The organism is Actinomycetota bacterium, from assembly GCA_014360645.1.
Taxonomy (GTDB): domain Bacteria; phylum Actinomycetota; class Geothermincolia; order Geothermincolales; family RBG-13-55-18; genus Solincola_B.
The window spans coordinates 63749-86384 of sequence record JACIXD010000008.1; the positions used below are offsets into that span (position 1 = coordinate 63749).

20 protein-coding genes are annotated in these 22636 nt (G+C 65.0%); 13 read left to right on the plus strand and 7 right to left on the minus strand.

The genetic code is table 11. The features are described 5' to 3' along the window. Positions 1 to 25: 25 nt before the first annotated feature. The 7 genes from H5T74_08625 to H5T74_08655 all read right to left on the minus strand — a co-directional run bounded on the left by H5T74_08625 (position 26) and on the right by H5T74_08655 (position 7430). Positions 26 to 811 (minus strand): enoyl-CoA hydratase/isomerase family protein, encoded by a 786-nt coding sequence (locus H5T74_08625; protein MBC7230437.1) that lies wholly within the window; start codon positions 809 to 811, stop codon positions 26 to 28. Positions 812 to 935: 124 nt separating this feature from the next. After that, on the minus strand, positions 936 to 2123 hold the full coding sequence (locus H5T74_08630; protein ID MBC7230438.1) for a 2-hydroxyacyl-CoA dehydratase: 1188 nt from the start codon (positions 2121 to 2123) through the stop codon (positions 936 to 938). A 5-nt stretch (positions 2124 to 2128) separates the two neighbouring features. Beyond that, the gene (locus H5T74_08635) at positions 2129 to 3256 is read right to left on the minus strand and encodes a 2-hydroxyacyl-CoA dehydratase (protein MBC7230439.1); all 1128 of its coding nucleotides are present in this window, start codon (positions 3254 to 3256) and stop codon (positions 2129 to 2131) included. A gap of 88 nt (positions 3257 to 3344) precedes the next feature. After that, positions 3345 to 4067, minus strand: a complete 723-nt coding sequence (locus H5T74_08640) for a 4-vinyl reductase (protein ID MBC7230440.1) — start codon at positions 4065 to 4067, stop codon at positions 3345 to 3347. An 89-nt stretch (positions 4068 to 4156) separates the two neighbouring features. Next, a complete protein-coding gene (locus H5T74_08645; GenBank protein MBC7230441.1) occupies positions 4157 to 5674 on the minus strand; it encodes a long-chain-fatty-acid--CoA ligase in 1518 nt (505 codons plus the stop codon). Between the two features lie 78 nt (positions 5675 to 5752). Next, positions 5753 to 6784, minus strand: a complete 1032-nt coding sequence (locus tag H5T74_08650) for an alcohol dehydrogenase catalytic domain-containing protein (GenBank protein MBC7230442.1) — start codon at positions 6782 to 6784, stop codon at positions 5753 to 5755. Between the two features lie 169 nt (positions 6785 to 6953). Next, complete coding sequence (locus tag H5T74_08655; protein ID MBC7230443.1) at positions 6954 to 7430, minus strand: MarR family transcriptional regulator; 477 nt, start codon at positions 7428 to 7430, stop codon at positions 6954 to 6956. A 255-nt stretch (positions 7431 to 7685) separates the two neighbouring features. Between H5T74_08655 and H5T74_08660 the strand changes: the two genes are divergently transcribed. From H5T74_08660 to H5T74_08720, 13 genes are all read left to right on the plus strand, one after another. After that, positions 7686 to 9134: a 4-hydroxyphenylacetate 3-hydroxylase family protein gene (locus H5T74_08660; GenBank protein ID MBC7230444.1), complete on the plus strand. Its 1449-nt coding sequence runs from the start codon at positions 7686 to 7688 to the stop codon at positions 9132 to 9134. Positions 9135 to 9175: 41 nt separating this feature from the next. Continuing rightward, the gene (locus tag H5T74_08665) at positions 9176 to 9910 is read left to right on the plus strand and encodes a hypothetical protein (protein ID MBC7230445.1); all 735 of its coding nucleotides are present in this window, start codon (positions 9176 to 9178) and stop codon (positions 9908 to 9910) included. Positions 9911 to 10492: 582 nt separating this feature from the next. Then, positions 10493 to 11680 (plus strand): ABC transporter substrate-binding protein, encoded by a 1188-nt coding sequence (locus H5T74_08670; protein MBC7230446.1) that lies wholly within the window; start codon positions 10493 to 10495, stop codon positions 11678 to 11680. Between the two features lie 245 nt (positions 11681 to 11925). Beyond that, positions 11926 to 12783, plus strand: coding sequence for a branched-chain amino acid ABC transporter permease (locus H5T74_08675; GenBank protein ID MBC7230447.1), 858 nt, complete (start codon positions 11926 to 11928; stop codon positions 12781 to 12783). A gap of 22 nt (positions 12784 to 12805) precedes the next feature. After that, a complete protein-coding gene (locus tag H5T74_08680) occupies positions 12806 to 13768 on the plus strand; it encodes a branched-chain amino acid ABC transporter permease (protein ID MBC7230448.1) in 963 nt (320 codons plus the stop codon). A gap of 5 nt (positions 13769 to 13773) precedes the next feature. Beyond that, the gene (locus H5T74_08685; GenBank protein MBC7230449.1) at positions 13774 to 14532 is read left to right on the plus strand and encodes an ABC transporter ATP-binding protein; all 759 of its coding nucleotides are present in this window, start codon (positions 13774 to 13776) and stop codon (positions 14530 to 14532) included. Further along, complete coding sequence (locus tag H5T74_08690) at positions 14525 to 15232, plus strand: ABC transporter ATP-binding protein (protein ID MBC7230450.1); 708 nt, start codon at positions 14525 to 14527, stop codon at positions 15230 to 15232. The genes H5T74_08685 and H5T74_08690 overlap by 8 nt, the downstream gene beginning before the upstream one ends. A gap of 207 nt (positions 15233 to 15439) precedes the next feature. Further along, positions 15440 to 16525, plus strand: coding sequence for a hypothetical protein (locus tag H5T74_08695; GenBank protein MBC7230451.1), 1086 nt, complete (start codon positions 15440 to 15442; stop codon positions 16523 to 16525). A 411-nt stretch (positions 16526 to 16936) separates the two neighbouring features. Beyond that, on the plus strand, positions 16937 to 17335 hold the full coding sequence (locus H5T74_08700; protein MBC7230452.1) for a response regulator: 399 nt from the start codon (positions 16937 to 16939) through the stop codon (positions 17333 to 17335). A gap of 979 nt (positions 17336 to 18314) precedes the next feature. After that, positions 18315 to 18590 carry a hypothetical protein gene (locus H5T74_08705; protein ID MBC7230453.1) on the plus strand — a complete coding sequence of 92 codons (276 nt, stop codon included), beginning with the start codon at positions 18315 to 18317 and terminating at the stop codon, positions 18588 to 18590. A gap of 58 nt (positions 18591 to 18648) precedes the next feature. Continuing rightward, the gene (locus tag H5T74_08710; GenBank protein MBC7230454.1) at positions 18649 to 19428 is read left to right on the plus strand and encodes a cyclase family protein; all 780 of its coding nucleotides are present in this window, start codon (positions 18649 to 18651) and stop codon (positions 19426 to 19428) included. A gap of 756 nt (positions 19429 to 20184) precedes the next feature. After that, complete coding sequence (gene dut, locus H5T74_08715; protein MBC7230455.1) at positions 20185 to 20646, plus strand: dUTP diphosphatase; 462 nt, start codon at positions 20185 to 20187, stop codon at positions 20644 to 20646. A gap of 328 nt (positions 20647 to 20974) precedes the next feature. Further along, positions 20975 to 22594: an ABC transporter substrate-binding protein gene (locus tag H5T74_08720; GenBank protein MBC7230456.1), complete on the plus strand. Its 1620-nt coding sequence runs from the start codon at positions 20975 to 20977 to the stop codon at positions 22592 to 22594. The last annotated feature ends 42 nt before the right edge of the window (positions 22595 to 22636 follow it).

A 22636-nucleotide genomic window follows, 5' to 3' on the forward strand; every position in this document is an offset into this window, starting at 1 on the left:
GAAGAGGGAAGTCTTGCGCTCCCGCTCAGGCGTCCTCGGAGCCCTGCTGTTCCAGGTATTTCATGAGCTGCATGGTGAGCATGTAGGACTGGTTGCGGTTCTCCATCATCAGGGCCTCGTCCATGCAGGATGCGTTGAGGCCCGCGTTCAGCGCCTCCTTGGTGAGGTGCAGCGCGAAGGGGCTCTTGTAGGCCAGGTTCTGGGCCACCGCCCTGGCCCTCTCCATGAGCTCCTCCCGCTCGCAGAGGTGGTTGGCGAGACCGATGCGCCAGGCCTCCTCGGCGGGGACGCGGTCGCCGGTGTAGCACATCTCCGCCGCCTTGCCGAAGCCCACCAGGCGCCAGAGCAGGTAGCTCGAGGCCAGGTCCGCTCCGCCCACGCCGATGTTGATGTAGGCGGCGCAGAACACGGCGTCGCGGCTGGCGATGCGGATGTCTGAGGCCATGGCGAAGGACATACCGGCGCCCATGGCGTAGCCGTGCACGGCGGCGATGACCGGCTGGGGGCAGGAGCGCATGAGCTTCAGGATGCCCGAGAAGCGCGCCTGCTTGCGGTAGATGTTCTCCGGGGTCATGCCCTCGGCCGAATAGCCCTCGGTGGCGTCCTTGAGGTCGAAGCCGGCACAGAAGCCCTTCTCTCCCGCTCCCGCGAGGATGATCACGCTGGTGTCGAAGTCCTGCTGGCGCCGTTCCCAGAAATCCAGCAGCTCCTCCATCATCTGCCGGTTCACCGCGTTCACCGACCTGGGGCGGTTGAGGGTGAGGGTCCCCACCGCTCCCTCGACCTCGTACAGGATAGTCTCGTAGTCCATCACCTTACCTCCTCGTGTCGCATGGCCCGAAAAGACCGCTCCGCCGGCCCGGTGGCCCATCGAGCCGATCCCCGCAGGCCGGCCTGGACCACTGCTGAAGTCAACGGACGATCGGCAATGGCCGTCAGTCCAGCGATTCGAGAAAAGCCGCCATCATCTGCTTGACCTGCGATTCGGAGTAGAACTTGGGGTCCACCATGTCCGCCTCCAGGATGACCCCGCGCACCCCCGTCTCCGCGGTGACGCGCCGGGCGATCTCGTACTCCCCCAGGCAGTAGCTCTTGCAGGAGTGGTTGGAGTGGATGACGAAGCCGTCGATGGCGTAGTCCCTTATGTAGTCCACGTACATGGCCGCCCGCCAGGGCAGGCGCAGGTTGGGCATGACCCTCTGGTAACACTCCGCCAGGCTCTCCAGGGGACGGTCGGGGTCGAACTCGCCCTGCCACACGTTGGTGTAGGTGTCCACGGCGAAGCAGGCGCCCAGCTCCGCGCAGAAGCCGAAGAAGTCGCGCAGGGCGTACCAGGGCGGGATGTGGTCCCAGAGCAGGCGGTAGCGCTCGTCCTCCACCGCGCCGATGCCCGCCTCCACCCGCTCCCGCACCTGCGCCAGCATCTCCTGGTAATATCTGTAAGCGGTCTCCGTGCCCCGCAGGGTGACGATGAGCGCCATGTGCAGGAACATGTCCGGCGAGTTCAGGGGGCAGGGGCGGGCCTTGCGCAGCTCCTGGATCTCGCTCCACAGCTTGGCGGTGTCGCTGGAGAGGCGCAGCGTCTCCCACAGGCGGTCGCGGTCCACCTCCCGGCCCAGGATGTCCCCCAGCTCCGCGAGGATGCGCTCCAGCTGGCGCACCAGGTACTCCCTGTCCCGCGGGGTGGGCTCCCCGTCGCAGTAGGGGGTGTCGAAGAAGAGCAGGGGCACGCCGAAGCGCCGGCTGAGCACCTCGTACCACTTGAACATGGTGCCGCAGCCGTTGTTGCAGGCGAGCAGGAGGTCGGGGGCGGGCAGCGCCCCCAGCGGCCCCTCGCCGCGTTCCGTGGAGGCGATGGTGCAGCGGGCGTAGGAGCAGACGCAGTCGTCGAAGCCCAGGTCCCCGGCGGCGGAGCAGAGGTCCCCTCCCAGGCGCTGCGCCCCGATCATGGCGCCGTAGTTCTCGGGAAAGATGGGGATGACGTCCGCCGCCAGCAGCAGCTCCACCGGGGCTCCCGAGGTGACCCAGGCCTTGGGCCTGTCTGAGGTGAAGGCCTCGGTGTAGTAGGCGGTCATGGCCTCCTTCATGGTATCCTCGCAGGGCAGCTTCGGTCTCTTGGCCATCGCCGTCACCTCCCCCCGCCCACCATCTCGGAGAGGGCCTGCAGGCGCGTGCGCATCTGTCCCGTGGGCTGGAAGGGGGACTCCAGGTCCAGGCGCACCGAGGGGATGCCCTCGGCGTCCAACCGCTGCTTCAACCCCGGGTAGTCGAAGGAGTGGAACTCGCAGAAGGCCTGCTGGATGAAGACCACGCCCCGCGCGCCGCCCGCCGATATCCCCGTGATCAGCTCCTCCTCGCGCCGGTTGTCCGGGTCGCGCTTGGTGGGGCAGGGACGCCGCCGCAGGTAGCGCTCGGCCAGCGCCAGCATAAGGTCCCCGTTCTCCCGCACCGCGCCGGCGGCGAAGCGGGAGGCGGTGCACAGGTCGTCCCAGACCACCTCGAGGCCGTACTCCTGCAGCAGGTCGAAGACCTCCAGCTGCGGCACCGGCCCCCCCGCCAGGGCCACCCCGGCGCAACCTCTCCCCGCGCCGCCGACCTCCCCGGCCGCCGCGCTCAGGTCCACGGGCTCCCGGGGGAGGGAGGACGCCAAGGCGTGGAATCCCTCCGGGTCCATGAGTTGGAAGGCGAGGTGGGCGGCGTAGAGGGCGCGGTTGCCCAGGCCGCTTACCCGCAGGCCGGCGAGGGCGTTGCGGCAGCGGTTGTAGAGGCGGATGCTCTGGAACAGCCTCTCCCGGTCCACCTCTTCGCCGGCGAGTTCCTCGAGGTCCTCCTGGAGGGCGCGCGTCTCCGCGAGCATGAAATCCACCGCCTCGGCGGTGTGGGTGACGGTGGGGACCATGAGGCGCAGGACGCGCAGTCCCGGGGCGGCGGACTCCACCAGGTCGGAGAGGTTGCGGATGGTGTCGCAGGTGTGGGGCATGACCACCGCCGAGAGGTACCCGTAGGTGCCGTCGCCCAGGCCCTCCAGGAGGCTGCGGGCAAAGGAGCAGCAGAAGGGCTGCATGTACCTGCCGGCCACGTCGCCGGGCGGCGGCCCCTGCAGCAGCCGTACCGGAGTGAACCCAGCGGCGTGGATGAGCTCCACCGGCACATATGAGCAGAAGTAGCCCACCGCCCTGCGCCCCTTTTGCGCCGCCTCCCTCAGGCGGGCGTGCGGGTCTCGGACCACCTCCACCAGCTCATCGATTCCTTGCATACCTTTCATCCCCTCTGGGGTCGGGTCTTGCATCCTGAATTACATACCATATAATGGCAAGCAACCCAGTCACCAAGACCAGACCTCGCTAGCATATCTCGAACACGCACCGCTCCGCTCCCGCGGCACGGCATTCCACCTCGCGGGCGCGCAGCTCCTCGCCGCTGATGGCGCTGGCATATCCCGCCACGATGCCCGCGTAGAGGTGGCAGACCGGCTTCTCGGCCGGGCCCAGCCAGGCGGCTTCCTGGGAATTGGAGAGAAAGACCCGGATGGGATCGGAGCTGACCTCGAAGTCCAGGTGGCCCCAGCCCCCCTCGTCGGTAATGAGGCGCGACACCTGGCCCATCACCTTGAGGAAGAAGGAGGCGAGCAGGGGATCCGACCGCACGTCGTTCAGGATGGTGCGGTTGGCGATGAGGGGCACCAGCACGCGGGGTGCCCACTGCCCGCTCTCCAGGGCGGTGGAGACCTCCCAGCGGCAGAGGTTGTATCCCAGCTCGTAGAGGGCCCGCTCCTTCTCCTCCTCCGGCAGCCGCTTCTCCAGCACCCGGTGCATCTGTTCGATCACCTTCGCTCCGAACAGGATCTCCTCCACCCCCCCGATGCCGATGCGCCCGCGCTCCCGGTCCACGTCGTGCATCTCGAGGGCGCCGTGGCCCAGGAAGGCCTTGAAGAGCACCATCGTCCGCCGGGAGAGGGGGGGCACGCGCGAGAGCGGCCCGAGGAGGCACCTCACCAGCAAGGGATGCCTTTCCAGGAAAACGATCCCCGCCAGGAGCGCCTTCACCCGCGCGCGCTTCTTCAGCATCGTGTCTCCTTCCACGGTGGGCCGGGTTCCAGGGATTGATACATCTGCCATAATATGGCAAATAATCCAAGATTCAAGGCCTGACCCCGTCAATAGCCGGTCTCTTCCTGGAGCATGCGCACCAGGTCCTTCTTCACGATCTTGCCGATGGGGTTGCGCGGCAGGCTGTCCATGATCACCACCCGGCGCGGCACCTTGAAGCGGGCCAGCTTGTGGGAGAGGAACTCCACCAGCTCGCCCTCGCTCAGGGTAGCGCCGGGCTTCAGCGCCACCACCGCCACCGGGATCTCGCCCAGCCGGGCGTCGGGCTGGGGCACCAGGGCCGCCTCGGCGATGGCGGGATGGGTGTACATGAGCTCCTCCACCTCGCGGGGGAAGACCTTCTCGCCCCCCACGTTGACCATCTCCTTCTTGCGGTCCACCATGAAGAAGTAACCCTCATCGTCGTAGTACCCCATGTCCCCGGAGTGCAGCCATCCGCCGCGCAGCGCCTCCTCCGTCTCCTCCGGGCGCTTGTAGTACCCCTTCATCACCAGGGGACCCCTGATCACCAGCTCGCCCACCTGGTTCGGCCCCAGCAGGTTGCCCTCGTCGTCCATCACTCCCACCTCGACCCCGGGGTGGGCGAGGCCCACGCTCCCCTCCTTGTAGGGCATGTTCATGCGCTGGATGGTGGCGGAGGCGGAGCACTCCGTGAGCCCCCAGGCCTCGAGGATCTTGATCCCGAAGGCCTCGGAGGCGTCGTGCATGAGCTGCGCGGGCATGGCCGAGGCCCCGGATATGCCGATGCGCAGCGAGGAGAGGTCGTACTTCTCCCGCTCGGGGTGGTGGTAGAGCATGAAGTACATGGCCACCACCATGGGCAGGAAGGTGACGCGGTGCTTTTCCACGGCCTGGAACACCTCCACCGGGTTGAAGGGGTCCAGGAGCACGAAACAGGTCCCCACCCGGAAGCAGCAGAGCATGACGGTGATGCCGTAGCCGTGGAACATGGGCACCACCATGAGGGCGCGGTCGTCCTCCACCAGCTCCAGGACCTGGATGATGGCGTCGGCGTGGAAGAAGAGGTTGCCCTGGGTGAGCATGGTCCCCTTGGGGACGCCGGTGGTCCCCGAGGTGTAGAGGATCTCGGCCACGTCGTCCTCGCTCACCTCGACCCGCACCGGCTCATGCGAGGCGCCCGCCTCCAGCTCCGCGAACCGGAGCCCCTCCGGGTAGTCCCCGTTGACGATCAGCCACTTGAAGAGGGGCGGCTTCTCCTCGATGCGGGAGAAGAACTCGGCGAAAGCGGGGTTGGCCACCAGGGCCACCGCGTCCGAATCGCGCAGCAGGAACTCCAGCTCCCTTTCCTTGTAAAAGATGTTCACCGGCACCGCCACCGCCCCCAGGTAGGAGCAGGCGAAGAAGGCCACGATGAACTCGGGGCAGTTGTTGAGCATGATGGCCACCTTGTCGTCGCGCCCCACCCCCAGACCGGCGAGGGCGTTGGCGAAGCGCACCACCCGCGCCTCCAGCTCCCGGTAGGAGATGGGCTGGTCCCGGTAGATCACCGCGGGGCGGTCGCCCGTCTCGGCCGCCCGCGATGCGAGCAGTTCCTTGAGGGTCACGGCCCGTCACCTGCCCCGTCTTGCGGCCATGAGCATGCCGGAGCTGTCGCATTTCGCCTCGAGGTCCATGGCCACCACCTACCCCATCTTGAGCAGGACCTTGAGGTGGTCGCGGCGGTTCTCCTCGAAGTGGTCGAAGAAGTCGACGATCTGGTCGAAGGGGATGACGTCGCTGATCACCTGTCCCGGGTGCAGCTCGCCCCTGCCCACCAGGTCCACAACCTCCTTCATCTCTACGTTGTAGCCCAGGGTGGCGAAGTAGGTGTACTCGGCGGCGAAGGCGGCCAGCAGCATGAGGGGATAGGTGGGCGACTCGTAGAACGCGAAGCCGAGGATGCCCACGCGGCCGTTGCGGCGCGTGCCGTAGACCGCGGTGTCCAGGGTGGCGGCCGTGCCCACGCAGTCGAAGCTCACGTGCGCCCCCACCCCGTCGCAGATCTCGTACACCCGGCCGAGGACGTCCTCCTGCGCGGGATCGATGACGTGGGTGGCCCCCATCTCCAGGGCCTTCTGGCGCCGGATCTCCAGGGGCTCGCTGACCACGATCTTCGAGGCCCCCTTGTACCTGGCCACGTTGGTGAGGAGCAGCCCCACCGGCCCCGCTCCCACCACGTGCACGCTCTCGCCCGCCTGCAGGCCGGAGCGCTTCACAGCGCGGTAGACCACCGAGGTGGGCTCGACGGTGGCCGCCTCCTCCAGGCTCACGCCCTCCGGGAGCTTGTAGACCCCCTTGTAGTGCAGGGGCACGTACTCCGCGAAGGCGCCGTGGATGTGCATGCCGTGGGCCTTTGCGTTGGGGCAGAGGTTCCAGAGGTCCTGTTTGCAGTAGACGCATTCCCAGCAGGGATAGTAGGGCAGGCCGGTCACCGCGTCGCCCCTGGCCAGGCCGGTCACCTTCTCCCCCACCTCCTCCACCACTCCGGAGAACTCGTGCCCCAGGGCCAGCGGTGGGTTGAATACCGTCTGCGGCCCGTAGAGGTACTCGAAGACGTCGGTGTGGCAGATGCCGGCGTAGGCCACCTTGATCTTCACGTCCTCCGGACCCACCTCCGGCTCCGGGATGTCCTCGATCCTCATGTCCCGCTGCGCGTGCCAGACAGCCGCTTTCATGGCGTCCCCCTTTCCTCAGACCGCGGCCGCGCGGTACTCCCCCTCACATCTCGGCGGCCGCTCCGACCGATCCGGTGACGAGCGCTCATCTCCTCCGTTCCCGCACCCCTACGATCGAATAATATTTCATAGAATGTATTAATATATCGCCCTCTCTCAGATCCCCTCCTCACCACGGCCGTTTCAGCCGCTCGAGGAAAGCGACGCGGTCCTCCAGGGTCTCCACCACCGTGCGCAGGACCTTGAGGAAGCCCTCGATGTCCTCCTCGCTCACCTTCTCCCACACCGGGAAGAAGAGGGCCTGGCGGTGGCTGACGATGTTGTCGATCAACCTTCTCCCCTTGGGAGTGAACCTGAGCAGGGTCTCCCGCTTGTCGTTCGTCCCTTTTTCCCTTTTCACGAGGCCTTTTTTCTCGCATCTGTTGGCCACCTGGGTGAGGGTGGAGTTGTTGAGCGAGAGCAGCTCGGCCATGTCCTTCATGCGCAGGTCCTCGCGGAAGCGCAGGATGAGCAGGAGGTAGAACTCCACCTTGTCGATGTGATACAGGGAGAGCTCCTTCGCTTCCCACAGGGTGGTGGTATAGTCGAAGAGAGTGTACAGCCTCTCGATCTCGGGAAGATGGGAAAATATTCTGTCGCGGTCCACGGCGCCCCCTCTGGTTATTTCACAAAATAAATTATAATCATGGCTCCCTTTCGCGTCAAGCGTTTTTGGAAGGGACCGCCCGTTTGCGCAGCATATAGCCAGATCCTGATCACTTTCGGACATTAATCTAAAATATGGTCACGAAGTTTCGGATATATTATTGGATTATGATCATCATGCGGGGTGCCGGGATAAAGAACGCCGCTTTTGGGAAGAGGGGGACGGGGAGATCAGTCGGAAAGGGGATGAGGGTAGATGAAGATAGACGGACCGGAAGCATACGTCGAGAGCCTGCGCGCGCTGGAGCGGAGGATCTACGTCATGGGGGAGAGGGTCGACGACCCCGTAAACCACCCCATGATCAGGCCGTCCATGAACGCCGTGGCGGAGACCTACTCCCTGGGGGACGAGCCCGAGGCGGAGGAGCTGCTCTTCGTGAGGTCACACCTCACGGGAGAGCGCGTGAGTCGCTTCACCCATATCCACCAGTCCGCCGATGACCTGGTGAACAAGGTGCTCATGCAGCGCCTGCTGGGGCGGCGCACCTCCACCTGCTTCCAGCGCTGCGTGGGCATGGACGGTATCAACGCCCTCTACTCCGTGACCTACGAGTGCGACGAGGAGTGCGGCACGGAATACCACCAGAGGCTGAAGGAATACATCCGCTTCATCCAGGAGGAGAACCTGGTGGTGGACGGGGCCATGACCGACGTGAAGGGCGACCGCTCGCTGCGCCCCGCCGACCAGGCCGACCCCGACATGTTCGTGCACGTGGTGGAGCGCCGGTCCGACGGCATCGTGGTGCGCGGGGCCAAGGCGCACCAGACGGGGTCCATAAACTCCCACGAGATACTGGTCATGCCCACCGCCGCCATGCGGGAGAACGAGGCGGACTACGCCGTCTCCTTCGCCGTCCCCGCCGACGCCGAGGGCATCACCTTCATCCTCGGCCGCCAACCCTCGGACACCCGCAAGCTGGAAGGGAGCCCCATGGACGTAGGCAACCCCAGGTACGGCAGCCAGGAGGCGCTGGTGGTCTTCGACGACGTCTTCGTGCCCTGGGAGCGGGTGTTCATGTGCGGCGAGCACCGGCAGAGCGGCAAGGTGGTGGAGCGCTTCGCCGCCTACCACCGCCAGAGCTACGGCGGCTGCAAGGTGGGGGTGGGGGACGTGCTGGTGGGGGCGGCGCAGCTCGCGGCCTTCTACAGCGGGGTGGACCGGGTGAGCCACATACGGGACAAGATAACCGAGATGATCCACCTAAACGAGACCCTCTTCTCCTGCGGCATCGCCTGCTCGGCGCGGGGAGAGGCCACCCCATCGGGATGCTACCTGGTGGACGTGCTGCTTGCCAATATATGCAAACACAACGTCACCCGCTTTCCCTTCGAGATCTCGCGCCTGCTGCAGGACATCGCCGGCGGCCTGGTGGTGACCATGCCCTCCCAGAAGGACTTCGAGAACCCCGAGGTGGCGCCCTACCTCGAGAAGTACCTCAAGGGCTCGGCGGACGTGCCCACCCTGGACCGCATCAAGGTGCTCAAGTTCATCGAGAACATGACCATGGGATGCGGCGCCGCCGCCTACCTCACCGAGAGCGTCCACGGGGCCGGCTCCCCCCAGGCCCAGCGCATCATGATCTACCGCCTGGCCGACCTGGAGGAGAAGGTGAAGTTCGTCAAGAGGCTGGCGGATATCGAGTGAGAAGCAGTTGCTCCGGATGGAGCGGAGACCCGGGGAAAGAGATGGAACGGGGATCGGCGGGGCTGTTCGCATTCACCGGGCGCTGGAGGGGCAGGAGGACCTGGGTCCTCGCCACGGCGGCTTTTCTGGCCCTCGCCCTGACCCTGGCTATCATGTGGTACCTGCCGGAAGGAGGCGGGAGCGAGGACAGGAGGGCGGGGGCGGCGGAGAGGGGAGGGGAAGCAGGCGAGCCGGGCGGGAGCGCGGTAACGGATGAAGACCTGCCGGAGGCGGGACAAGAGCGGGGGCGGGACGGCGGGCAGGAGGCCCCCGAGACCGGCGCCGACGCGGGCCCCGCGCCGGAAGCGAACGTCCCCGGCCTGGTGGTGGAGTTCCCCGACCCGGCGGGAGGCGGAGGGGAGGCGAAGCCGCCCGGGGGGTACGGAGACATCACCGGCGACTGGGTCCTGGACATGTCGGGATCTGCGTACGGGATCAACAACTGCCACATAAGGCTGGAGGAGAACGGGAAGATCGCCACGCCCCCCGAGTATGAGCAGGTCTTCATCATCAAGGAGAGCGAATACGTCTGGGACCGCGGGACGGGCTCCTTCGCCGCCGGCATGCTGGTGATGGTGAGATTGGGACCCTCCCAGGCGGCGGTCCCCGCGGAGATCTACCTGGTGGGGCAGGTAGGGGAGGGCTTGAGCGAGGTCACGGGGGATTTCGTGGCCGAGCCTCAGGGAGATACCTACTCGCCCTACGCCCAGCGCGGCACCTTCCGCATGCACCGCTGAAGAAAAAGCCGCTCCTCTCGGGGTTGCGCCAACCCGCGGCGAGACCGCCCGGCAGCCGGCTTCGCCTCCAAGGACCCCACAACCTTCTGCTAACCGTGGTGGTCGGCGAAGGGTAGGCGAGCCCCGGCAAGGGGCGGGCCGGCGTGAACGTCAGGGACCTCGCGCGGGGACGGGCATTTGAAGGCCCGGTAAACGGCTGGTATACTTGAGCAGTAGTCGATAAGCTGTGGATGTTAGGGGCATTATCCAGCGGCATGGGACGCGAACGGGGGAGGTGATGCCGGAGGGATTGACGGACACCGCATCCATGTCCTGGCAGCACCTTTCGCGGAACCGCTGGAAAACAGAGTCACAGTAAAAAACGAAGCTCGAAAAGAGCCCCGGACCTCACCGGGACAAGAGGCTTCCCGCACCACGATCCCGATCCCGGGCTTCGGCCGGTGAATATGTCCTCGCCATCGCCCTCTGTTCAAGCCGGAGTAGGCCTCCCGCTCGAGGACGGGCTCATGCTTACTTTGCTGGATGCGGGCGACGAGCATTGAAGGGTATGGAAGGTCCAACAAGGGGGTAAGGGATATGCGCGTGAAATCGGCGATCATACTGACGGTGGCCTTGATGGTGCTCGCTCTCTCCCTCGCCGGTTGCGGCGAGAAAGGAGGGGGTAAGGTCACGGTGAGAATAGGCCTCACGGCTCCCCTGAGCGGCATAGGCGCGGGTTACGGCCAGGACATCAAGGCCGGTCTGGACATGGCCATAGACGCCGTCAACTCCAGGGGAGGAATCACCATAGGAGACACCACCTACATCTTCGAACTCCTGGCCTCGGACGACGAGATGGTCCCGGAGTCGGCGCTTTCCAACGCACAGAACTTCGTGCTCCAGAAGGACATCAAGGTGATCTGGGACCCCACCGCCAACACCATCCAGTCCCTGATGGGCATCAACCAGACGGCGGGCGAGGAGTTCCTGATCATGGCCTACACCAGCGTCCCTCTGTATGCGCAGTCCCCCAACAAGTACATGGTGACCCTTCCCCCGCCCTTCTCCGTATATGTCAAGGAATGGATCAAGATGGCCATGGGCAAGGGATGGAAGAAGATGGGTATGCTCCAGACCACGGGCGCTTACGGGGACCTGTGGGGTAAGACCATGAAGGACGCCTGGACCAAGGCGGGCGGAACGGTGGTGGCGGAGGCCCCGGCCAGCTATTACACGGAGTCCGACTTCACCCCCTACCTCACCACCGTCCTCGCCGCCAACCCCGACGTCATCTTCTGCGGGGGGCCTTCAGATCCCACAGCGCTGGTCATCGAGCAGGCACGCAGCCTCGGGTTCAAGGGCGGGTTCATCGTCATCGACCAGGCCAAGCTGGACGATATCGCGGACAAGACGGGCATGGAGAAGCTGGAGGGGTGCATCGGCGTGCTGCCCGTGGAGCAGGGGGCCGAGAACTGGCCGGCCATGAAAGACTTTGCCGAGAAATACAAGGACGAGTACGGCGAGAGGGTCACCTGGGAGACGGCCATCTGCTATACCGGCTTCCACATCCTGGTCAACGCCATGAAAGAGGCGGGCAGCGTGGACGACGTGGCCGCCATCCGCGCGGGCTTCGCCGCGGGCAACGCCGCCGTGACCTCGGGCGAGGAGTTTCCGGTGGCGTACTCCGGCATCAACGACGACACCGGTGCCCTGCTCATGCCGGGGACGGCCACCATCGTCGAGAACGGCAAGTTCGTGGGCATGGAGATGGTGGAGTGGTGGAAGCAGTAGGTTAAGGAACTCCTGCAAGTAATGGAGGAAAATCCGTGTTGCGGGGAAGCCCTGACCCGGGCTTCCCCGCTCGAATAGGGACGACACGCAGGTGGTTTGGAGCTGAGTGAACCCGCGCCCCGGTCGGCAGCGGCGGTGCAGCAGGGAAAGGCGACGGTAGAGCCGGTACGGCGATGGTGGCGGAAAGAACCAGGTGCGGCATGACGCGAGCGGCCGCGTGTTGACGTCGAAAAGAAGGAGACGCCGTGTCCTTTTTCCTCAACCAGGTGATCATCGGCATCCAGCTCGGAAGCCAGTACGTCATGGTCGCCCTGGGGCTCACCCTCATCTTCGGGATACTGGACATCTCCCATTTCGCCCACGGCCATCTGTACATGATCGGCGCCTATCTGCTCTACGTGGTCATGGTGCTGGGGGGCGTGAACTACTGGCTCGCCCTGTTCATCTGCATGGCGGCCCTGGCCTTTGCGGGGGTGATGGTGGAACGGGCGGTTTACAGGCCCCTGCGCGGCCAGCCCCAGATCAACACCTTCATCGCCGCCATCGGGCTCATCCTCATGCTGGAGACCCTGGTGCGGGGCATCCAGCCCAAGGCCTTGAGCGTCCCCAAGCCCGTGGACAGCACCCTGAGCTTCGCGGGCGTGACCATGGAGGTCCAGCGACTCATCGTCATCGTCGGGGCCATCCTGTTCATCACGGCCCTGCAGCTGTTCATAAAACGCACCCGCCTGGGCACGGCCATCGAGGCGGTCGCCCAGGACCGCGAGGGGGCCTCCCTGGTGGGGATCAACGTGAACCGCATCTCCGCCCTCACCTTCGCCGTCGCCACCGCCCTGGCCGCCGCAGCGGCGGTGCTCATGGCGCCCCTGGCATTCATCTCGCCGGAGATGGGCAGCGTGCTCATCCTCAAGGCCTTCGTCATCGTGGTCATCGGGGGGCTGGGGAGCGTAAAGGGGGCCATCGTGGGTGGGTACATCCTGGGGTTGCTGGAGGCCCTTGCCATAGCCTACGTATCCTCCGCCTACAAGGACGTCTTCGCCTTCGCGGTGCTCATCGCCATACTGGCCGTGCGCCCCACCGGCCTGTTTCGAGGCAGGGATTGATATGGGAAAGAATACCAGGAATTTGAAAGCCGCTGGCCTGATCGCGCTGCTCGGGGTCGCGGCCGCACTGCCCTGGATGCTGGGAAAATACCAGGTGCGCATCCTCACCCTGGCCATGGCCTGGAGCATTGCCACCCTGAGCCTCAACCTCATCCTGGGATACACCGGCCAGGCTTCCCTGGCGCACGGCGCTTTCCTGGGCATCGGGGCCTATTCCTTCGGCATCATGGTGCAGAGGGTGGGACTGAACTTCTGGGTCTCCCTCCCCCTGTCCTGCATGATAACCGCCCTGCTGGGCCTGCTGGTGGGGCTGCCCTCGCTGCGCACCAGGGGCCCTTACTTCGCCATCGTCACCCTGTGTTTCAACGTCATCGTCCTCAAGGTGTTCGAGAACTGGACCTGGTTATCGGGGGGCATCCAGGGGCAGGTGGTTCCCCGGCCCGCTTTCCTGGCGCAGCGCTGGGCCCGCTATTATCTGGTGCTCGCCTTCCTGGTGCTGACGCTGGTGGTCATGCGCCTCGTGGTGAAGTCGCTGCTGGGAGTGACGCTGATGTCCATCCGCAGCAACGAGGAGCTGGCGGAGGCGGTGGGGGTCAACACCTTCCGCAACAAGTTGCTGGCCTTCGTGGTGAGCTGCTTCATCGTGGGGCTGGCGGGAGCGCTTCTCGCCCTGGAGAACGGGCAGCTCGACTTCACCATCACCAACTACCTCTATTCCTTTTACCTGCTCATCTACCTGCTCATCGGCGGGATCGCGACCCTCTCGGGACCGGTGGTGGGGACCGTCGGTCTCTACCTTCTCCTGGACTACATGAAGAACATCGGCATCAAGGGGGTGGAGGAGTTCCGTTACTTTCTGTTCGGCCTCATCCTGGCGCTGGTGATCATCTTCTTCCCCATGGGCATCATGGGGGGCGTCAAGCGGGCATGGGAATGGGCCAGGGATCGCTTTGGCAAGGGTGATGTGGAGGAGGCGGCGGGATGACGGCGCTGTTGCAGGTGCAGGGACTTACCCGCCTTTTCGGGGGCCTGGTGGCGGTGAACAAGGTGGACCTCGAGGTGCCGGAGGGTAGCATCATGGGGATAATCGGCCCCAACGGCGCCGGAAAGAGCACCCTGTTCAATCTCATCGGTGGGGCGATCCCGCCGGACGAGGGGCGCGTGATCTTCGGGGGAAAAGACATCACGGGCTGGAGGCCTTACCGGGTCGCCAGGGAGGGCATTGCCAGGACCTTCCAGACCACCGCCCTCTTCGAGGAGCTCCCCGTGTACGTCAACCTGGTCATCGGGCGGCGCATGCGCACCAGGTCCGGCCTATGGGACGTGCTGTTCAGGACCCCACGCATGCGGCGCGAGAGGGACGATACCACGGCCAGGGTCCTGGAGGTGCTGGAGTTCACCGGCCTCGGCCGGTACGCCAACGAGCCCGCGGGCTCCATACCCCAGGAGGCCCAGAAGAGGCTGGCCATCGGTGTGGCCCTTATGGGGGACCCGCGGCTGCTGCTCCTGGACGAGCCCACGGGCGGGGTGGGCATGGGGGAGACGGACCAGATCATCGCCCTCATCGGCCGGGTGAGGGAAAGGGGCATAACCGTCTGCGTCATCGAGCACAAGATGCGCATGATGATGAGCCTGGCGGACCGCATGGTGGTGCTGAACTTCGGGGTGAAGATCGCCGAGGGCGAGCCGCGGCAGATCTGCGAGGACCCCGCGGTCATCGAGGCATACTTGGGAGAGTGCATTGCTTGAGCTGAAAGACGTCCACAGCTCCATCGGAAAACACGAGATCCTGGGAGGGGTGAGCCTGCGCATCGCGGAGGGGGAGCTCGTCTGCCTCCTGGGCGCGAACGGCGCCGGGAAATCCACCCTCTTCAAGACCATCGCCGGGCTCATCCGGCCCTGGCGGGGGGAGATAACCTTCGAGGGCGAGGCGATAAGCAGGAGGAGCCCGGACAGGATAGTGCGCAGGGGGATATCCCTCTGCCCGGAGGGGCGAAAGCTCTTCCCCCGCCTCTCGGTGAAGAAGAACCTCATGATGGGCGCCTACACCCGCCACCGCGACAAGAGGGAGGTGGCGGAGAGTCTGCGCGAGGTCTTCGGTCTCTTCCCCATTCTGGAGGAACGGTCGGCCCAGGAAGCGGGCACCTTGAGCGGCGGGGAGCAACAGATGTTGGCCATCGGCCGCGCCCTCATGTCCCGTCCCCGGCTGCTCCTGCTCGACGAACCCTCACTGGGGCTGGCGCCGCTGGTGGTGAAGAAGATCATGGAGACCATCGCGGATATCAACCGCCGGGGGGTGACGGTCTTCCTCTCGGAGCAGAACGCCGGCATGGCGCTTGGTATTTCCGCCCGAGGTTACGTGTTGGAGAACGGGCGCATAGTGCTGGAGGGAGAGGCCTCGGAGCTGGCGGGGAACGAGGAAGTGAAGAAGGCTTACATCGGGGCTTGAGGTCCGGTGACCTCGGCGGAATGCGCCGCTGGCGGCATGGGAAGCTCGCGGGCGGAGCACCGAAGGGGCGCCGAAAGGGGCGGGTGCAGGGGCCGGGTCAGAAAGGGAAGGCCCGTGATGACCTGTTCCGCGGGCGCAGCCGGCGCGCCGTGGATACGCGCCCCGCGCGAAAAGGGAACGCGGCAAGAGGCGGGGAAGGAGGCTGCTGTGAGGATCACCCGTACCTGCGGCGAGTGCGGCGTGCCCCTGGGCATCGCGCGCAATCTGTCCTGGAACGATAACGGCACCATCACCCAGAGCAAGGACCCCTTGCACCGCCTGGTCTTTTTCGAGTCGGAGAACCTGGACCGGCTCTGGAGTCGCCTCTCCGATATCCTGGGCGTGACGGAAGAGCATCTCTGGGAGATGGTGGTGGAATCAAAGAGCAGGGCCACCCGCGCTTTCCTGCGCCGTACCCTCCCTTGGGGCGTGGAGATGATGGCGCGCATCATCGGCTACCGCACCATGATCTCCACCATCGAGTCCCAGGGGCTGGTGATGGGCTACGGCAAGATAACCGTGGGGGGCCAGTATCCGAGGCGGGGGCGCCCGGAGAGGGTGACCGTCTACATAGAGGACCCTTACTCGCTGCCCTTCTTCTGCGGCGATTTCAAGGGCGCCGCCGAGGTGCTGGAGCGCCGGTGGGCGAAGGTCACCCGCCTGCCCCTGGATTCCAGGCGTCACCAGGTGGACGTGACCCTGGGAGAGGAACGCCTGGGGGACGAGACTTTCGTGCTCAAGGAGGAGCTGGCTGGGAAACCCGGCGACTACCGGTTCCGGCCCTGCCCCGAGTGCGGCGCGCCCCTTGAGTTAAGGCAGTTCTCGTGGAACCTGGGCACGGGGGTGATCAGGGAGGTACGCAGCGGGAGGCGGCTGGCCTTCTTCGGCACCGTGGGCATGCGCGCCGTATTCGAGGAGCTCGTACACGAACTGGGAGAGCGCGTGAGCGAAGCGATCATCGAGGTGGAGAGGGAGAACACCCTGGCGGCCATGGGTCCCGAGGAGGCAGCATCCGGCTACGAGGGCCTGCGGTCCATGGCGGCGGTAAGGGGCCTGGGTCTCATCACCGCCCTGGATATCGACGAAACCGGCCTGCGGCTGCGGATGTCCAACCCCGCCATCCCGGAATATGTCGTGGGGCTGGCACTGGGCGTTTTCGAGCTGTTGACGGGAGAGCGCGGCCGCCACCGGTGGCGCATGGAGGCCGACGGCGATCTCTTTATCGAGATAGTGGCCGGGTCGGCCGGCGATTAAGGCGGCCGCCCGATAACCGTTCAGATATCTCATCTGCTGAATATGCAAGGGTGCAATATCCGGCAAGCGGAAACGGATGATGCCGCCGATAGCCGTTCCCATATCTCAGCTGCTTCATATACGCTCGACGGCGCCGGTCCGTGCCGCCGGCGCTCTTTTCCGGAGTCCTCGTCGAAACGCCGACCTCGTCTCTTCCCGGCTTCCTTCGGGGCATGGACGGCCGGAAAGGCTCCGGTCCCCGGATGAGGAATAGCGATCCCACTCATCCTTGCACCCCGTCTCTCAGGTCCTGCGGCGCGGGTATAACCCGGATGGCGCGCGTGAATCACCCCCGCGCGGGATGGCCGCCCGGGCCGCCCCTTTCGATACAAGAACTGCCGGAAAGCGAGGATGCGAGAGAGGGGTTGCGATATGGACAAGAAAAAGATCCTCATCGTCGACGATGACGAGGCCCTGGTAAGGATCCTGAGCGTCAACCTCACCCTCGAGGGTTACGAGGTTTTCGCCGCCTTCGACGGCATGACGGCGGTGATGAACGCCCACAAGATCAAGCCCGACCTGATCATCCTGGATATCAGGATGCCGGCCGGGGACGGCTTCAGCGTGGTGGAGAGGCTCAAGCTCTCCACCAACACCTTCACCATCCCCATCATCGTGTTGAGCGCGCTGCCCAAGGAGGATATCGAGGACCGGGCGCTGCGGGCGGGGGTGACGCACTGTTTCGCAAAGCCCTTCGACAACGGGGAGCTGTTGAGGTACATAAGGGACCTTATCGGGGCCGGAGAGGAGCGATCGGTAGTAAACGCTTGACCTACGACACCCCTCTTTCCGGCGTGGAGGCTCGAGGGCACCGGGCAGAAGGCCGCGCAGATGCTCTCGAGCCCTCCATTTAAGGAGGTCCGTCGACGACGCGAAGGCCCCCGGCGGCTGTCCGGCGCCTTCACAGACAGACCCCCGCCTCGTGGGCGGGGGTCCGGGTATGCTTGCCGTCAGGGCAGGGACGACTGTATGGACGCCTCCAGTTGGGAGAGCATGGAAACATATCCAGACACCAGGGAATCGACACCCGCGGCGAGCTGCCGCTGCGCCTGCGCGACGGCGTCGTTCATCTGCTCGAGCCGGGAATTTTAGGCAGCCGTATTCCCCGAGGCCAGGAAGTCGGCCATCTGCTGGGAGGTGGACTCCAGTTCCCGGGCGAGGTCGCTCATCTCCCGGCCGTAGGCGTCCGCACCCGGGGGAGGCTGCTTGCTCTCCAGGCCCTAGAGGACTTTTTGGGCGTTGCGCTGGAGCTGCGCCAGGACCTCCTCGTACCTGCCGCCGGAGGGAAGATTCTTCAGGCGCTCCGCCTGCTGCTGCATCTGCTCGATCTCCTCCATGGTGGGCACGAGGGAGAGGAGATAGTCTATCTGCCGGACCGCCTCCTCGGTCAGGTCGTAGAGGTAGTCGCAGTAGTGTTAAGCTCCGACATGACGTGGCGCGCCTTTTTCCGCCCGTGTCCTTCAGGCGGAGTCTCTACCTGGCACGCCTGGTATTCAGGGGTGTTCCTCTTGCTCGTTTATCCGACCGTGTCCTCCAGGTGGAGCCTCCCCTCAAGTAGTTCAGCCGGGGCCGTGTCCGGAGGACCGGCAGCAGCGAGGGATGTGCAGCCTCCGCCGACCTCCGCGTTATCCTATAATCTACCTGTGGCAAAGTGGCGCATAACGCGGCATGCGGCTTTGAGGCGCCGCGACCGTGTCCCGCATGTGCGCCCAGGGAAACATCCGCGCGGATGGGATCAAAGGGGGAGGGGATGTCCGCACTCGAGGACACGATCAAGGATCTCGTGCGCCGCCTGGGTATCGGAGGGATAGAGGCCTACCCCTTTCCCATCATCTGCGGTCGTTGCGCCCTGGTCTGCGGGCCCACCCCGCAGGAGAGGGCTCGCAGGTACCGCGCCCTGATGGAGGGGCATTGTGGTGCCGGGGCCGGCGGTTCCCCGCCCTCGCTCCCTTCCAGCGCTCCCCCGGGTCCCGGAACAGGCGGGGTTGGGCTTCTGGCAGCGGGTGATGTCGTCCCCGGGGTATAGTATTGTTGCGTCTTGACATGAGCTTCTCCAGAGGAAGCCGACAGGGAGGTGAAAGGAGATGGCGAGGAGATTCGTGGACCTGAGCATAACCATAGAGGACGGCCTGCCGTCCGACCCCCCGGCCATGATCCCCAAGATCATGTACCTTGAGCACGAGGCTGGGGCGGCGTCCATGGCGGAGTTCTTCCCGGGCATAGACCCGGCGAAGGACCTGCCCGGCGGTTTGGGATGGGCGGTGGAGATACTCACCCTGGCCACCCACTCCGGCACCCACCTCGACGCCCCCTGGCACTACCATCCCACCATGGACGGGGGGAAGCCAGCCTATACCATAGAGGAGGTGCCCCTGGAATGGTGCATGGGTCCCGGCGTGGTGCTGGATTTCCGCCAATTTCCCGACGGCTACCGCGTCATGGCTTCCGACATGGAGGAGGCCTTCGACAAGCTGGGTTACCAGCTCAAGGAGGGGGACATCGTGCTGGTGATGACCGGCGCGGACAGGTATTGGGGCAAGCCGGAATACCTGCTCAAGGGCTGCGGCATGGGCAGGGAGGCTACCCTGTGGTTGCTGGAGCGGGGGGTGAGGGTCACCGGCACCGACGCCTGGTCCTGGGACCGCCCTCTGCCGCTCATCGCGAAGGATTTCGAGGAGACGCACGATGCCTCCCTCATCTGGGAGGGGCATTTCGCCTCCATCGAGAAGGGCTACTGCCATATAGAGAAACTGACCAACCTCGACCAGCTCCCTCCCTACGGCTTCACCTTCTTCTGCTTCCCCATCAAGATAAAGAAGGCCAGCGCGGGCTGGATCAGGGCGGTGGCCCTGGTGGAGGACTGAGGCCGGTCGGGACCGGGGCCCGGCCGGAGCCGAGGAGCTCCCGGGAAGGCGGTTCCCCGGCGGAAAGGACAGGCCGGAGGGCTGGGGCTTGAGAGGGTGGGAAAGCGGAAAGCGGAAAGGATCCACGTGTAAAGCGGGTTCGGTGGCGGGCGGAGACGCCCGCTCCCTGGAGCAGGGATGTCACCGCGGAATGCATCGCCCGGCGGTATCGCGGGGTGGGCTCGGCATGAGGCCGCGGAAGAGGACGAGATATATGGGCGTTAAGCCCGGTGGAGCGGAAGACACCCGACCTCCGTCGCGGCTCTTTCCCCTCGGGGAGAGCGGAGCTGCAGGTTCAGGCGCATGGGTACGGCACGAGTCCAGTGTGAGGAGCGTTTCATGGATGCACAGTTAAGGGAGATAATGGAAAAGGTCGAGAGCATCCTCGCCTCCAGGCCTGCGGCCATATTCCTACCCTGCTTTTACCGCTCGGCCCCGCCCCGGATATTCCTGCGCCGGGACGGGGTGCAGGTGCTGGCGAGGGGGGAGAGGGTGCTCCATTACGAGGTGCGGCCCTACGACCTGGTGGAGGGGGGGTACCGAGAGATCGCCTCGGGCCTGTACCGCCTGGTTTACGAATTCCTCCCCGGCAGGCGGTTCCAGCTCGAACTGGAGGGGACCCTGCTCGAGAAGCGCCTGTCCGGGGAAGGACTGTTGGAGGAAATAAAGACGCTCCGCGAGCGCCTGGGTTACTACGATATCGTGCCCCTGGTGGAGATGAGGCGCCTGGAAGGATATGGAGGAGAGGGAGTCATCCTGCGGGTGAAGAGGCTGGATCCGGACATGGAACCGCCTTCCTATGCCCACCCCGGGGACGCGGGGCTGGACATCCGCAGCGCGGAGGACGTGGTCATCCTCCCCGGGGAGCGGGCCCTGGTGTCCACGGGATTCTCCATGGCCCTACCGGAGGGCTATGCAGCCTTCGTACAGCCGCGCAGCGGCCTGGCGGCCCGAGACGGCATCAGCATCGTCAACACGCCCGGACTCGTCGACTGCCATTACCGCGGCGAGGTGAAGGTCATCCTCATCAACCACGGCAGCGAGCCCTTCCGAGTGCGGCGGGGGGACCGCATCGCCCAGATGGTCATCCAGAAGGTGGAAGCGGCACGGGTCGAGGTGGTGGAGGAGCTGGAGGAGACGGCGCGCGGAGAGGGAGGATTCGGATCCACCGGCATCTAATCTTCTTATAGAGAGCAAGCCGCGGGCTTGATGAGCAACGAGGCGCCTTTTGCGCTCGCTGCTCGCAGTTCTTATAATGTTTCTGGAGCCGAGAACCATATGGCCGAGCTGGTAAAAAGAAAGAGGGGGTGAACGCCTGCCGCTTTTGTTCCGCTCGCAGTCCGCTGATCGCCGCTTGCGGCGACGGTACGTCCGGCCTCCGTGCCGGAGGAGGGGGGTGAGAGCGAGGATTGAGAGAGGCGCTTGATACCGGTGTTGGAGGGCGCACGCCTTGCGTTGAGGTTCCGGCACCGCGAGGGTGGGAGAGATCTTAGCAAGGAGGTCATGCATGAGAAAGGGTAAGACAGCGCTTATCCTGGTGGTTTTCATCGCCCTGGCCATAGGCCTGGCCATGATCTACGCCGGGTGCGGCGAGAAGAAGGAGGAGGAGGAGAAGGGGGGGAAGAAGAAGGGCGGTACCTTCAACTACTGCCTGGTATCCGACCCCGTGTCCCTCGATCCGGCGCAGTTGCAGGAATCCCAGGGCATCGAGGTCGGCAAGCAGATATTCGACGGCCTCATGGACAACGATCCCAAGACCATGGAACTGGTGCCGGCCATGGCGGAGTCCTACGAGGTCAGCGACGACGCCACCGTCTTCACCTTCAAGCTCAAGAAGGGCGTGAAGTTCCATAACGGGCGCGAGTGCAAGGCGGAGGACTTCGTGTACTCCTGGAACCGGGTGTGCGACCCGGACACCGCCAGCGAGGTCTCCTACCACATGTCGGCCATCAAGGGCTACGACGAGGTGACCGGGGGCACCGCCGAGACCCTGGAGGGGGTCAAGGCCCTCGACGACTACACCCTGGAGGTCACCCTCTCCTATCCCTATGCCGACTTCGTGTACCACACCGCCCACCCCGTCTTCTCGCCCATCCCCAAGGAAGTGGTGGAGGAGTATGGGAGCGAGAACTTCAGCGAGCACCCGGTGGGGACCGGTCCCTTCGTGTTCAAGGAGTGGGTGCACGAACAGCAGATAACGGTGGATAAGAACCCCGATTACTACGGGAACGAGCCCTACCTTGACGGCGTGGTCTTCAAGATCTACCAGGACGAGGAGACCGCATATCAGGACTTCAAGGCCGGGGCACTGGACGACGCGCAGATCCCCCAGGGTCAGTTCAAGGCGGCGGAGGCCGAATATGGGGAGCGCGCCATATTCAAGGCCATGTTGGGGATCTACTACTACGGCTTCAACATGAACACCTCGCCGTGGAAGGACAGCAAGGACCTGCGCCAGGCCTTCAACTGGGCCGTCGACCGCCAGACCCTCTGCGACGTGGTCATGGAAGGGCAGCGCATCCCCGCCACGGGTATCGTCCCGCCCGGCATCCCCGGCTATCAGTCCAACGCTATGGAGTACAAGTACGACCCCGATAAGGCCAAGGAGCTGCTGGAGAAGGCCGGGTTCCCGGGAGGCCAGGGGCTTCCCAAGCTCACCCTGGGCTACAACACCGGTGTGGGCCACGACACCATCGCCCAGTTCATCCAGGGCAACCTCAAGGACGTGGGGGTGGAGTTCGGCATCGAGGGTTACGAATGGGGGACCTACCTCGACCTCATCCAGGGCGAGCAGATAACCTTCTTCCGCCTGGGATGGCTGGCCGACTACCCCATCATGGACAACTTCCTCTACCCGCTCTTCTACTCCGAGAACGCGGGCGTGGACAACATGAGCCAGTACAAGAACGAGGAGGTGGACCGGCTCTTGCTGGAGGCGCGCAGCACCATCGACGAGAAGGAGAGGATCGAGCTCTACCGCAAGGCCGAGAAGAAGATCCTCGAGGACGCGCCCATCATGCCCCTGATGTTCTACAAGACCTCCAGGGTGTACTCCGACAAGGTGGGAGGATACATGCGCACTCCCGATGACCTGACCCCCCTGGAGCTGGTCTATTTCAAGGAGTAAGCGCGACGGTATAATGGAGGCGACGGGGGCCTGCGGGTTATC